Consider the following 12,836-nt stretch of genomic DNA (forward strand, 5'->3'; position numbering starts at 1 on the left):
GGCACTCCGTGCTGAAAATCAACAAAAGAAAACTTCACATTCAAAAAAACAAAAGCAAGCTATGTTTTTTAGCCTGCTTCGTTTTCAACTTTTTGTTGATTTATTCGTGATCGCGACAGGATTCGAACCTGTGACCGTCTGCTTAGAAGGCAGATGCTCTATCCAGCTGAGCTACGCGACCATATTTACCGAGTATTTTGGCCTTAAACAAAAAAGCTTCAAGTTTCCTTGAGGCTTCTTTATGTAGTAGCGGGGACTGGACTCGAACCAGCGACCTTCGGGTTATGAGCCCGACGAGCTACCTACTGCTCTACCCCGCGATGTATCGTAAAAGTACTACTAAAAGCACTATATTTTAATTTTTTCCCTCAATCCAAGTAGGTACCCTGTCCTGAGCTTAGTCGAAGGGTACTGCTCTACCCCGCGATGTATCGTAAAAGTACTACTAAAAGCACTATATTTTAATTTTTTCCCTCAATCCAAGTAGGTACCCTGTCCTGAGCTTAGTCGAAGGGTACTGCTCTACCCCGCGATGTGGACGGCAAATATACAACGGTTTTTTAGATCTATCAAAACTTGGGCAAAGATTATTTTTTCTTCTCAACTCTCATAAAATACTTAAAATCCATACCTTCGGATTTTAATAGCGCATGGAGCTTATCAATGATTTTATCGCCAAGATGTTGCCTTATACAGAATGGCCCATGTTCATTTTGCTGATTCTTGGCGGACTTTTTTTAGTCTTTTATTCTAGATTCTTACCCTATCGGTTTTTTGGGCACGCCATAGCTATAACTGCTGGTAAGTACGATAATGCGACTGCCAAAGGCGATGTTAGCTCTTTCCAGGCGCTTTCTGCTGCTGTTGCGGCAACGGTCGGGTTAGGTAATATATCGGGTGTGGCCATAGCCATACATGACGGTGGACCAGGGGTTGTTTTTTGGATTTGGATGACCGCCTTAATTGGTATGTGTATTAAATTCTATTCGTGCAGCTTGGCTATAATGTTTAGGAGTACCGATGCCAATGGTAACCTCCAAGGGGGTCCTATGTACTATATAACTCAGGGTTTGGGCGAAAAGGCCAGGCCATTGGCTATTTTTTTCGCTATTTGCGGATTATTTGGCTTTCTGGGGGTGTTTACGGCCAATCAGTTCACAGAAACATTTATGAACGTGGTAACGCCTTCTGAGACCATTTATGAAATGAGCGATAGTAATTGGAAATGGACTATAGGCCTTGTATTGGCAGTAGTTACCTCATTGGTTATTTTTGGAGGACTGACTAAAATTGCTAAAGTGGCTTCTGCTATCGTACCTTTTATGGTGGCTATTTATTTTGTCGCTGTAATTGTGGTCATGGCCCTGAATACTTCAGAGATTATACCTTCCCTCAAGATGATTGTCACCGAAGCATGGAATTTTAATACGGTCGTTACTGGTGGTTTTTGGGGCTTGGTGATTATTGGCGTACGCAGGGCCATGTTTTCCAATGAGGCCGGTCTTGGTAGTGCACCTATGTATCACGGACAAAGCAAGACCGATAATCCTATCAAGGAAGGTTTGGTTGCTATGCTAGGCCCTTTTATTGATACAATTATGGTCTGTACCTTTACAGCAGTGGTTATTATTCTTAGTGGTGCATATCTCGAAGATGGAAGTGGTATCGTAATGACCTTGTCGGCTTTTGAAAAGACACTTTTCGGCTATGGGGATGATTTATTGATGCTGATTGTTACCGCTTTTGCCTTATCTACCTTATTTACCTATTCGTATTATGGTGTAAAGTGTCTTTCGTTCTTGACCAATGCGAAAGTGGGTAAGCTTTATAATTGGTACTTTGTGATCATGATAGTTTTTGCTGCCGTTGCCTCATTGGAATTAGTTAAGAACCTGATCGATCTTTCTTATGCATTAATGGTGATTCCAAATATGATCGCAGTACTTTTATTGGCGCCCAAAGTAAATAAGGCGGCGAAGGAATATTTTAAAAGTTTGAAGAATGGTAGAGCATAAAGCCGGATTCGTCAATATTATCGGAAATCCCAATGTGGGAAAGTCTACATTGATGAACGCCCTTGTAGGGGAAAGGCTCTCTATAATTACCTCAAAGGCGCAAACCACACGACATCGTATTCTCGGTATTGTCAATGGGGATGATTTTCAGGTGATTTTATCAGATACCCCCGGTATAATTAAACCGGCATATGAGTTGCAATCCTCTATGATGGACTTTGTTAAATCTGCCTTTGAGGATGCCGATGTACTTTTGTATATGGTTGAGATAGGTGAAAAGGCTCTCAAGGATGAGCAGTTTTTCGAGAAGATAAAGAATAGTAAAATTCCCGTACTCTTATTATTGAATAAGATTGACGCTTCTACCCAAGAACAATTGGAAGAACAGGTCCAATACTGGCAAAAACAATTGCCTATGGTTGAAATACACCCGATTTCGGCCTTGAATAATTTTAATATAAAAGGGGTGTTCGAACGTATTTTAGAATTGCTTCCAGTCTCACCTCCCTACTATCCCAAAGATCAATTGACCGATAAGCCTGAACGTTTTTTCGTCAATGAAACCATACGTGAAAAAATACTACTTTTTTACAAAAAGGAAATTCCGTATTCCGTTGAAATCGAGACCGAGGAGTTTTTTGAAGACCCGGAAATAATCAGAATGCGAGCCGTAATTATGGTGGAACGCGATTCCCAAAAAGGGATTATCATAGGTCATAAAGGCAGTGCCTTAAAACGAGTTGGCGTTGAGGCCCGCAAGGATTTGGAGAAATTCTTTGGCAAACAGGTGCATCTCGAATTGTATGTTAAGGTGAACAAGAATTGGAGGAGCGATGCCCGTCAATTAAAACGTTTTGGGTATAATAAAAAATAGTGGTTTACCTACCCAACCTTTTATTCATGAACTGGTTCAACTCATGCATTTGTGGCTTTCCTTTACTTCTTCCGGCGCGTCCAAAAGCATAAAGAACAAACCATAGAATCACCATAAAAACCATTAATCCAACTTGTAGGCCATAATCCCTGCCTAATGCAACCGAGGAGTAGGCCCAGACGCCCAGCCCAATAAAAATTGTGGCCACCCCAAAATGAAGAAACATAAAAAAGGACCATAATGTAGGATTTGGGCCAAACAATCCGTAAAGCTGACTACCTCCTTCATCAAGATCATTAATTTCCAAATGTAATTGGGGCGACCAAAAATGAACCTCCTCTTTATTGAATTTTATGAATACATGATCATCAATTCGTTTGACTTCAAAAGGAGGCTGATCTACACCTTCGAACGATTTTAGAACCAGATCTTTGGTTTGATCCAATTGTAGTTGAAACCTAGGGCGTAATACTATCTCATTGGGTAAAAGACTCATTAATCTTCGGTTTTGATGGAATTATAATAAATATAGCAAAACATTTTAGTCATCTAGTATCTTTTTTATGTTCGAAACATTGATCAGGTGTTCAATTTCATCGAAGAAAGGCCAATAAACCTTATTTATCATTACAAAGACCTTTGATATTTCCAATGGTAAAATCCATGGCCAGCAATTTTTAGGTAAGGTCTTTTCTCCACTAAGACAAGAGCAACTTCCGTTTTTAGATCTTCGGTATCCTTATTGGCAGTTTAAATAGTACTACCTTTGCGGCAAAATTTAGACGTATGGGTGCTATTGTGGCTATTGTTGGAAGACCTAATGTAGGGAAATCGACCTTGTTTAATCGAATGATCCAGAGGAGGGAAGCCATTGTAGATGCCGTAAGTGGGGTGACCCGTGACCGGCATTATGGTAAGAGTGATTGGAATGGCAAGGAGTTTTCTTTGATCGACACGGGCGGATATGTTCTAGGCAGCGACGATGTCTTTGAGCAACAAATCGATAAGCAGGTCGAATTGGCCATTGAAGAGGCGGATGCCTTGATATTTATGGTAGATGTTGAGACCGGTATTACCGGTATGGATGAGGACGTGGCCAAATTATTGCGCAGGGTAAACAAACCCGTGTTTTTGGCCGTGAACAAGGTAGATAATGCCAAACGGGCAGAGGATGCAGTAGAATTTTATGGATTGGGATTAGGGGAGTATTACCCTTTGTCAAGTATCAATGGAAGTGGTACCGGCGAGTTGTTGGATGCCTTGGTTGCCGTATTGCCTGAAAATGAAGAGGAAGAGAGTGATCTGCCACGGTTTGCGGTTGTGGGCAGACCCAATGCAGGGAAATCTTCTTTTATCAATGCGCTGATCGGTAAGGAAAGATATATCGTAACCGATATTGCCGGGACGACCCGTGATAGTATTGACACCAAATACAATCTTTTTGGTTTCGAGTTCAATCTGGTGGATACTGCCGGGATAAGACGAAAAGCGAAGGTCAAGGAAAACCTTGAGTTTTACTCGGTTATGCGTTCCGTTCGCGCTATCGAGCATAGTGATGTTTGTCTTATATTGTTAGATGCTTCTAGGGGTTTTGATGGGCAAGTGGCGAATATATTTTGGCTGGCACATCGAAATAACAAAGGTATTGTGATCTTGGTGAACAAATGGGATTTGGTCAAGGATAAGGAAACCAATACCATGAAGCATTTTACTCAAAAAATAAAGGAAGCCATAGAGCCTTTTACAGATGTCCCCATTCTTTTTATCTCGGTTTTGAACAAGCAACGTATTTATAAGGCCATAGAAACGGCTGTTGAGGTCTATAAAAATCGAAGTAAAAAAATAGTGACTAGAAAATTCAACGATATTATGCTTCCGATCATTGAATCAAATCCCCCGCCTGCCTATAAAGGTAAATATGTGAAAATCAAGTTTTGTACACAATTGCCAACACCATATCCTCAATTTGCATTTTTCTGTAACCTGCCACAATACGTGCGGGAACCCTACAAACGATTTCTCGAAAATAAACTTAGGGAGAATTTTGACTTTACCGGAGTACCGATTACAATTTTTATGCGGAAGAAGTAATTTAGTAGACAGTAGACAGTAGACAGTAGACAGTAGACAGTAGACAGTAGACAGTAGACAGTAGACAGTAGACAGTAGACAGTAGACAGTAGACAGTAGACAGTAGACAGTAGACAGTGGTCGGAAAAGAGTAGTAGGTAATTAATGGTTCAGGGTTGTTGACCCCTTTTGTTAAGCTTACAATCGGTTTGCCAAAACCCAGATTCCCGTATTTTAGAACAGCTAATAGCTAAGATTTAACGCCTAGCAGCAAGTATCCATCAGCATCAAAAACTACCATCCGCCGGAAGCACCGCCTCCACCAAAGCCACCTCCGCCAAAGCCACCACTAAAGCCTCCACCTCCACCGAAACCACCACTGGAACGACCTCCTCGGCCAAAGCCCCCACGACCCATATTACTTAGTATGATAACATCCCAAAGATCTAGACCTGACTTTTTACCACCCCCTTTGCCACCCCCGTTTCTTCGGTTGCGACTTGAAAGTATGATCATAATGACAATAAAAATGATTATGGGCAAAAATGTTTCAAAAGGAAAACCTGTATTGTCATTAAATGTCCGTTCTTCTTGGAACTCACCACTCAAAACTTGAAAAATGGCATCCGCCCCGTTATTCAATCCAGCATAATAATCGTCTTCTTTAAATTTTGGAATGATGACATTTTCGATAATCCTCCTTGACATGGCATCTGTTAAGGTAGCTTCGACCCCATAGCCCGTATTGATGGCAATTCTACGATCATCCTTGGCCAAAAGCACTAAAATACCATTGTCTTTTTCAGCCTGTCCTATTCCCCATTTTTTACCCCATTGCGCACCTAAATACGTAATGGCCTCGCCTTCGGTGGAACTGATAATGGCTATTACGATTTGTGTGGAAGTACTATCAGAATACCGGATTAGTTTTTGCTCCAAACCTTGTTTCTGACTTTCGGTCAACAGGTTGATGTAGTCATAAACACTGGTTTGCACCGCCGGCTTTTCCGGAATCTGGAATTGGGCGTACGTACTTGTACACCAAAGTAGAATCCCTAGGAGTAAACTAATTTTTAGATATCTCATTGCTAAGTTCATTTACATCGCCATGGCGCCATGGAAAATGGGCTTCCAATTCCTTGCCGGCTTTCAATATGCCCTCGATGAGACCTTGTTTAAACTCCCCTTTTTTAAAATGTGATTCTATGGTATCCCTTGTAGTATCCCAAAATTTTTCAGGAACCACCTTGTCAATACCACGATCACCGTAGATGCAAAATTTTTTATCATTTACGGCAACATAGATGAGTACCCCGTTTTCTTCCTTGGTATTATCCATCTTGAGTAGATGGAATACTTCCTTGGCCCTCTCAAGAAGTGCCTTTCTTGTATGTGCCTCTAAATGAACACGAATCTCACCTGAAGTATTCTTTTCGGCATCGAGGATAGCCTGGATAATTTCCTGTTCTTCCTTTGTGGTCAAAAAATCTTCTACCCTCGACATGATATGATCACTCGAAGTTAAACTCTACATCCGGGGCCTGTTCCGACCCTGGATCTGCCTTATATCGTGCCATTTCTTTAAACCCGAACAATCCTGCCAAGAGCTTACCTGGAAACTTTGTGGTATGAATATCGTACTCATTGACTTTTTCGTTGAAATTATTTCGTTCAACATTAATCCTGTTCTCGGTGCCTTCCAGTTGGGATTGCAATTCCAAGAAGTTTTGGTTTGCCTTCAGTTCTGGATATCGTTCAACCACGACCATTAATTTACTTAATGCGCCAGTGAGTCCACTTTGGGCCTCTTGGAAAGCGGCCATATTATCGGCAGTAAGATTATTGGCATCGATTGTTGTTGAAGTGGCTTTTGCCCGTGCTTCGATAACATCGGTCAATGTACCCCGTTCAAAATCGGCGGCGCCCTGCACCGTTTTGACCAAATTGCCAATCAGGTCGTTTCTACGTTGATAGGCACTTTCTACATTCGACCAGGCGGTTTTTGCTTTCGCTTCATACTCAACCGCAGTGTTGTTAAAGCCTACGGCCCATTGATATAATCCAAAAACGATTACCGCCAATATGATCAATGTAATCAACCATTTTTTCATGATAGTGTGTGTTAGAAGTTATTTATAGTTGTTCTTTTATCTTAACAAGCTCATTCTTGATATATTCCAATTTTTGAATGATATCAAAATTCGATAAGGTCTTCTGCTTTTCTTCTCTTAAGTGTATTTTGGCACCTTCTAGCGTAAAGCCTCTTTCTTTTACCAAATGGTAGATCAACTGAAGGTTTTTTATATCCTGTGGAGTGAATTTGCGATTGCCTTTCGCATTTTTCTTAGGTTTCAAAGCGTCAAACTCCTTTTCCCAAAAGCGGATTAAAGAGGTGTTTACCCCAAATGCCCTGGCGACTTCGCCAATGCCATAATATCGCTTTTCAGGTAAATCTATTTGCATTAATCCAGGGATTGATTTTCTTGGTTGGCATATTTGAGCATGTTCTCAAATTCTTCCGCTGTTAAACTGCCATAATAGAAGTTTATCGGGTTGATCCTGTCCTCGTCTTTCCATACTTCATAATGTAGATGGGGAGCCTCGGAACGGCCCGTATTACCTACGAAACCAATAAGGTCGCCCCGTTTTACTTTTTGACCTTTCTTCACATTGTAATTGCTTAAATGGGCATATAGGCTCATATAGCCATAACCATGATCGATACGAATATGCTTGCCATAACCTGAAGCATTATTGTCCGCTCTAGTGACCTCACCATCACCGGAAGCATATATGGGCGTACCTTTCGGCGCGGTGAAATCCATACCCCAATGCTTTTTCCGAGCCTTGGTGAAAGGATCGGAGCGCCACCCATAACCTGAGGCCATTCGGGTTAGTTCTTCATTGTTTATAGGCTGTATAGCCGGTATGGCAGCCAATAATTTTTCCTTCTCCTCGGCCAATTTGGTAATTTCATCCAAGGATTTGGACTGTATTGCCATTTGTTTTTTGATAATGTCGAGTCGCTTGGTCGTGGCGATCACCATTTCCGAATTATTGAAGCCTTCCAAGGCCTTATATCTATTTATCCCTCCAAATCCTGCACGACGTTGTTCTTCAGGAATGGGATTTGCTTCAAAATACAACCTGTAAATATTGTTATCACGATCTTCAACATTGGCCAAAACATCCTCGATTTGCTCCATTTTTTTATTGAGAAGCTCAAATTGTAATTCATAGTTCTTTACCTCGCGTTGCAAGGAAAGCTCTTTCGGGGTGTTTATTAAGTTGGTGTTCAAAAGAAGGATCAACGAAAGTAATCCAAAAAGAAATGAGCCTAAAAAGAAGAATGCAATGTTGCGGTATCGCCTAGATTTTTTCGGCTCTATCTTCCGGTATGAAAGTGTGTCCGGATCGTAATAGTACTTTACTTTAGACATGAATGGATTTTATCCTATTTTTGTGCTTTCGTTTTAACATAACAAACAAATATAAAAATTGTTTTGCACAATTTGTTAAAATTAATAAAACCTTACCATTTTAGATGAATTCCAAGGAAATCAGGACCCAATTTTTAAACTTTTTCAAGGAAAAGAAACATAAGATCGTACCCTCTGCGCCAATGGTCATTAAAGATGACCCTACGTTGATGTTTACCAATGCGGGAATGAACCAATTCAAGGAGTACTTTTTGGGCAATAGTATAGTTAAGAATAAACGTGTGGCAGATACCCAAAAGTGTCTCCGGGTTAGTGGTAAGCATAACGACCTTGAAGAAGTGGGCAAGGATACCTATCACCATACCATGTTCGAAATGCTTGGCAATTGGAGTTTTGGGGATTATTTCAAAAAAGAGGCCATTGAGTGGGCCTGGGAATTATTGACCGATAGATTAAAGATCGATCAGGAAAGTCTTTATGTTTCGGTATTTGAAGGTAGCAGTGATGCCGATAATCTCGAAAGGGATGAGGAAGCTTATAATTTATGGAGTTCCATAGTTCCCAAAAACCGGATTATTTTAGGCAACAAGAAAGATAATTTCTGGGAAATGGGCGATCAAGGCCCTTGTGGGCCCTGTTCGGAAATCCATGTGGATATTCGGTCGGCAGAGGAAAAAGCCAAGATTCCCGGGGCAACTTTAGTAAATAAAGATCATCCATTGGTTGTCGAGATATGGAATCTCGTTTTTATGCAGTACAATCGCAAGGCAGACGGAAGCTTGGAGTCACTACCTGAAAAGCATGTGGATACCGGGATGGGATTTGAACGGTTATGCATGGTGTTACAAGGGGTTCAATCGAACTATGACACAGATGTCTTTACTCCGATAATTCGGGAGATCGAGGCCATAACAGGAAGGGATTATGGCGTTTCCGAAGATTCGGGAGAGCAAACAGATATTGCAATTCGGGTCATTGCAGACCATATACGTGCCGTAGCATTTTCAATAGCGGATGGTCAATTGCCCAGCAATACGGGAGCAGGTTATGTGATTCGCCGCATTCTAAGGCGGGCCATTCGCTACGGGTTCACTTTTCTCGATATGAAGGAGCCTTTTATGCACCGTTTGGTAAAAGTCCTTACCAATACCATGGGTGAAGCCTTTCCGGAGTTGAAAAAGCAACGTCAATTGATCGAGAATGTGGTCAAGGAAGAAGAACATTCTTTTCTGCACACCCTTGAACAGGGGTTGGTTTTGTTGGATAATGTAATGAAACAGACCAAAGGCAAGGAAGTGTCTGGTAGAAAAGCTTTTGAATTGTATGACACCTATGGTTTCCCAATAGATCTTACCGCCTTGATTCTTGAGGAGAAGGGTTTTACACTTGATGGAAAAGGGTTTCAAGAGGCTATGCAGGAACAGAAAAATCGATCTCGTTCAGCTTCTGAAATGGCCAAGGAGGATTGGGAGATTATCTCTACGGATAAGGAACAGGAGTTCGTGGGTTATGATGTTTTGGAGACCGCTGTAAAAGTGGTAAAATACCGCAAGGTAACCTCAAAGAAAGAAGGGGAGCAGTATCAAATGGTATTTAATTTAACACCTTTTTATCCTGAAGGCGGTGGGCAAGTAGGTGATAAGGGTTATTTGGAAGCCCCAAATGGGGATGTGGTCTATATTTTGGATACCAAAAAGGAAAATAACGAGATAGTACATTTTGCTAAAAACTTGCCTAAAAACATCACTGATACGTTCAAGGCGGTGGTCGACAAAAAACAACGACAGCGAACGGCAGCCAATCATACGGCTACCCATTTGTTGCATCAGGCCTTGCGGGAGGTATTAGGGCCTCATGTTGAACAAAAAGGCTCTGCCGTGCATTCAAAATATCTGCGTTTCGATTTTTCACACTTTGCTAAACTGACCGTTGAAGAACTACATGAAGTTGAAAATTTTGTGAATGCTAGGATTGAAGGGCATCTGCCTTTACAGGAGAATCGGAATGTGCCCATGGAAATAGCCATGAAAGAAGGGGCCATGGCCTTATTTGGCGAGAAATATGGGGATTCCGTACGTACTATCCGCTTTGGCAAGTCTATAGAATTATGTGGAGGTACCCATGTTGAAAACACAGGGGATATCTGGCATTTTAAAATAAGGTCCGAAGGAGCCGTTGCAGCCGGAATACGCAGAATTGAGGCCATCACTTTGGATGCGGTCAAGGATTTCTATTATCAAAATAACCGAAGGCTATACGAAATCAAGGATTTACTGAACAATGCACAGGATCCGGTAAAAGCCGTGGAGGCCCTGCAACTGGAAAATGCCAAATTAAGGAAAGAGGTCGAAGCGTTGTTGAAGGACAAGGCCAAAAATCTCAAGGGTGAATTATTTGGAGAATTGGAAGAAATCGATGGGGTCCGATTTTTGGCCAAAAAAGTGGATTTGGATGCATCAGGCATCAAAGACCTTTCCTTTGAAATGGGAAATGGCATTGATAATCTATTCTTGTTGTTCGGCACAACACAAGGGGGCAAGGCACTGCTATCCTGTTATATTTCAAAAGAATTGGTAGCCTCCAAAAACCTGAATGCCGGGACCATTGTCCGTGAGTTGGGTAAATTCATCCAGGGTGGTGGGGGCGGACAACCATTTTTCGCCACAGCAGGTGGTAAAAATCCGGACGGGATTGATGAAGCACTGGCAAAAGCCAGGGATTATCTAAGTTGAATCCATGAAACTCCAGACCCAAATACCGCTACAAAAAGCACATCGTCAAATTGACTATACGAGTCAAATTTTGCTGCTTGGGTCTTGTTTTGTTGAGAATATAGGAAGAAAGTTAAACCACTTCAAATTTCCGTCCCTCCAAAACCCATTTGGTATTCTATTTCACACGATTGCGATAGAAAACCTTGTTTCAAAGGCTGTTCGACAGGAATCCTACTCCGAAGCGGATGTCTTTTTCCTTAACGATCGTTGGCATTGTTTTGATGCGCATTCCGATTTGAGTAATGCGTCCCAAAAACATTTACTTAAAAACCTTAATGACGGACTGGGTGCGACCCGTGAACAACTATCCAAATCTACCCATATAATTATTACTTTGGGAACATCATGGGTCTATAGGAATATAACGAACGGCAATATAGTTGCCAATTGCCACAAGGTGCCACAAAAAAAGTTTTCCAAAGAATTATTATCTATTGATGAAATTACGGATAGTTTACAAAAAACGATGGATTACATTCGATCGGTCAATGAAAATACCCAAGTCATTTTTACCGTTTCCCCTGTACGCCATTTAAAGGACGGATTCATTGAAAATCAAAGAAGCAAGGCACATCTGATAAGTGCAATTCATCAAATCATCGAAAGTCCGAAACTTGGACCCCACACCTCATACTTTTTTTCTTATGAAGTCATGATGGATGAACTAAGGGATTACCGTTTTTACAAGTCGGATATGGTGCATCCCAATGGTTTGGCCGTGGATTATATCTGGGAGAAATTCAAGGAAGTATGGATTTCTAAAGAATGCTATGGGACTATGGATCAAGTTGAAGCCATTCAAAAAGGATTGGAGCACAAACCTTTTAATCCGGATTCAAAAGAACATAAAGTATTTTTGAAATCACTGAACTCCAAAATTACGTATCTTCAACAGGCGTATCCTTTTATGGAATTCAAGTCATGAATGTGTTGTTTTAAAGGGGGGTCAGACCTATATGGGGCGCCTATAAGATAATGTCGACTCCGTAGGTTTATATTTATTATATATCCAATTATTCAATGAACTTTATATGAAACGAATATTAATAGGTGTGATCGGTACGCTCGTAGTCGTTCTGGTCGTCCAATGGTATTGGACCAATAAAAATGAGAAATCGATTCTTGAGGAGAATTCCATGCTCATCGAACAACAGATAGAAAATGTTTCTAAATTGATCGTTTCCGAAGGGCATTTTGCGGAAGTATATAATTATAGGGATTCACAGGCACTTTTTGGTCCATTTTTGATAGCAAGTAAAAAAGCCTTGGTGGTTGTGAATGCGGAGGTTACCGTGGCATATGACTTAAGTAAAATTGTATTTGAGGTTGATAAGGAGAACAAAACCTTACAAATAGTAAGTATTCCGGAACCTGAAATAAAGATCAATCCAGATTTTGAATATTATGATGTTACGGCAGATTACCTTAATCAGTTCAATGCACAGGATTATAATAAGATCAAGAAAAATGTAAAGGCCTCCTTATTGCGAAAAGTGGAGGGGTCATCCTTAAAAGGAAATGCCCAAAATAGATTGATCAGTGAGCTGCAGAAATTTTATATCCTTACAAATTCAATGGGATGGACCCTCCAATACCAAGGTCAACCCATATCTGGAAATCTTGCTGAACGACTATTCAACGATTGATGTGAAACTTCAGGTAA

Annotated in this window: 12 protein-coding genes and 2 tRNA genes; 6 read left to right on the plus strand and 8 right to left on the minus strand. The window is 41.0% G+C overall.

Annotated features, from left to right (window positions below; genetic code table 11):
* Positions 1–107: 107 nt before the first annotated feature.
* Both HPE63_RS17685 and HPE63_RS17690 read right to left on the minus strand, forming a co-directional pair.
* A tRNA-Arg gene (locus tag HPE63_RS17685) sits at positions 108–181 on the minus strand.
* Positions 182–247: 66 nt separating this feature from the next.
* Positions 248–320 (minus strand) — tRNA-Met (locus HPE63_RS17690).
* A gap of 330 nt (positions 321–650) precedes the next feature.
* Here HPE63_RS17690 and HPE63_RS17695 point away from each other — a divergent pair.
* A complete protein-coding gene (locus HPE63_RS17695; protein ID WP_188315640.1) occupies positions 651–2,015 on the plus strand; it encodes an alanine/glycine:cation symporter family protein in 1,365 nt (454 codons plus the stop codon).
* Positions 2,002–2,889, plus strand: a complete 888-nt coding sequence (era, locus tag HPE63_RS17700) for a GTPase Era (protein WP_188315641.1) — start codon at positions 2,002–2,004, stop codon at positions 2,887–2,889. Before HPE63_RS17695 ends, era begins: the two co-directional genes overlap by 14 nt.
* A 4-nt stretch (positions 2,890–2,893) precedes the next feature.
* On the opposite strand, the gene HPE63_RS17705 is transcribed toward era, so the two are convergent.
* On the minus strand, positions 2,894–3,385 hold the full coding sequence (locus HPE63_RS17705; protein ID WP_188315642.1) for a GTP-binding protein: 492 nt from the start codon (positions 3,383–3,385) through the stop codon (positions 2,894–2,896).
* 290 nt (positions 3,386–3,675) lie between these two features.
* Here HPE63_RS17705 and der point away from each other — a divergent pair, with 290 nt between their 5' ends.
* Positions 3,676–4,980 (plus strand): ribosome biogenesis GTPase Der, encoded by a 1,305-nt coding sequence (gene der, locus HPE63_RS17710; protein ID WP_188315643.1) that lies wholly within the window; start codon positions 3,676–3,678, stop codon positions 4,978–4,980.
* Positions 4,981–5,253: 273 nt separating this feature from the next.
* On the opposite strand, the gene HPE63_RS17715 is transcribed toward der, so the two are convergent.
* The 5 genes from HPE63_RS17715 to HPE63_RS17735 are packed head-to-tail and all read right to left on the minus strand — an operon-like array spanning position 5,254 to position 8,399.
* Complete coding sequence (locus HPE63_RS17715) at positions 5,254–6,045, minus strand: TPM domain-containing protein (protein ID WP_188315644.1); 792 nt, start codon at positions 6,043–6,045, stop codon at positions 5,254–5,256.
* Positions 6,026–6,463: a TPM domain-containing protein gene (locus tag HPE63_RS17720; RefSeq protein WP_188315645.1), complete on the minus strand. Its 438-nt coding sequence runs from the start codon at positions 6,461–6,463 to the stop codon at positions 6,026–6,028. The genes HPE63_RS17715 and HPE63_RS17720 overlap by 20 nt, the downstream gene beginning before the upstream one ends.
* 7 nt (positions 6,464–6,470) lie before the next feature.
* A complete protein-coding gene (locus HPE63_RS17725; protein WP_188315646.1) occupies positions 6,471–7,070 on the minus strand; it encodes a LemA family protein in 600 nt (199 codons plus the stop codon).
* 22 nt (positions 7,071–7,092) lie between these two features.
* Positions 7,093–7,422: a MerR family transcriptional regulator gene (locus HPE63_RS17730; RefSeq protein ID WP_188315647.1), complete on the minus strand. Its 330-nt coding sequence runs from the start codon at positions 7,420–7,422 to the stop codon at positions 7,093–7,095.
* Positions 7,422–8,399, minus strand: a complete 978-nt coding sequence (locus HPE63_RS17735; RefSeq protein ID WP_188315648.1) for a M23 family metallopeptidase — start codon at positions 8,397–8,399, stop codon at positions 7,422–7,424. Before HPE63_RS17735 ends, HPE63_RS17730 begins: the two co-directional genes overlap by 1 nt.
* A gap of 104 nt (positions 8,400–8,503) precedes the next feature.
* Between HPE63_RS17735 and alaS the strand changes: the two genes are divergently transcribed.
* From alaS to HPE63_RS17750, 3 genes are all read left to right on the plus strand, one after another.
* Positions 8,504–11,131 carry an alanine--tRNA ligase gene (gene alaS / locus HPE63_RS17740; protein WP_188315649.1) on the plus strand — a complete coding sequence of 876 codons (2,628 nt, stop codon included), beginning with the start codon at positions 8,504–8,506 and terminating at the stop codon, positions 11,129–11,131.
* A 4-nt stretch (positions 11,132–11,135) separates the two neighbouring features.
* Complete coding sequence (locus HPE63_RS17745; protein ID WP_188315650.1) at positions 11,136–12,098, plus strand: GSCFA domain-containing protein; 963 nt, start codon at positions 11,136–11,138, stop codon at positions 12,096–12,098.
* A gap of 106 nt (positions 12,099–12,204) precedes the next feature.
* Positions 12,205–12,819: a DUF4230 domain-containing protein gene (locus tag HPE63_RS17750; protein WP_188315651.1), complete on the plus strand. Its 615-nt coding sequence runs from the start codon at positions 12,205–12,207 to the stop codon at positions 12,817–12,819.
* Positions 12,820–12,836: the final 17 nt, after the last annotated feature.

It is taken from the genome of Maribacter arenosus (assembly GCF_014610845.1).
In the GTDB taxonomy this organism is placed as follows: Bacteria; Bacteroidota; Bacteroidia; order Flavobacteriales; family Flavobacteriaceae; genus Maribacter_A; species Maribacter_A arenosus.

Excerpts from the sequence above, each read along its gene's own strand:
- HPE63_RS17695 (WP_188315640.1), top strand. The coding sequence starts at position 651 with ATGGAGCTTATCAATGATTTTATCGCCAAGATGTTGCCTTATACAGAA.
- era (WP_188315641.1), top strand. The coding sequence starts at position 2,002 with ATGGTAGAGCATAAAGCCGGATTCGTCAATATTATCGGAAATCCCAAT.
- HPE63_RS17705 (WP_188315642.1), bottom strand. The coding sequence starts at position 3,385 with ATGAGTCTTTTACCCAATGAGATAGTATTACGCCCTAGGTTTCAACTA.
- der (WP_188315643.1), top strand. The coding sequence starts at position 3,676 with ATGGGTGCTATTGTGGCTATTGTTGGAAGACCTAATGTAGGGAAATCG.
- HPE63_RS17715 (WP_188315644.1), bottom strand. The coding sequence starts at position 6,045 with ATGAGATATCTAAAAATTAGTTTACTCCTAGGGATTCTACTTTGGTGT.
- HPE63_RS17720 (WP_188315645.1), bottom strand. The coding sequence starts at position 6,463 with ATGTCGAGGGTAGAAGATTTTTTGACCACAAAGGAAGAACAGGAAATT.
- HPE63_RS17725 (WP_188315646.1), bottom strand. The coding sequence starts at position 7,070 with ATGAAAAAATGGTTGATTACATTGATCATATTGGCGGTAATCGTTTTT.
- HPE63_RS17730 (WP_188315647.1), bottom strand. The coding sequence starts at position 7,422 with ATGCAAATAGATTTACCTGAAAAGCGATATTATGGCATTGGCGAAGTC.
- HPE63_RS17735 (WP_188315648.1), bottom strand. The coding sequence starts at position 8,399 with ATGTCTAAAGTAAAGTACTATTACGATCCGGACACACTTTCATACCGG.
- alaS (WP_188315649.1), top strand. The coding sequence starts at position 8,504 with ATGAATTCCAAGGAAATCAGGACCCAATTTTTAAACTTTTTCAAGGAA.
- HPE63_RS17745 (WP_188315650.1), top strand. The coding sequence starts at position 11,136 with ATGAAACTCCAGACCCAAATACCGCTACAAAAAGCACATCGTCAAATT.
- HPE63_RS17750 (WP_188315651.1), top strand. The coding sequence starts at position 12,205 with ATGAAACGAATATTAATAGGTGTGATCGGTACGCTCGTAGTCGTTCTG.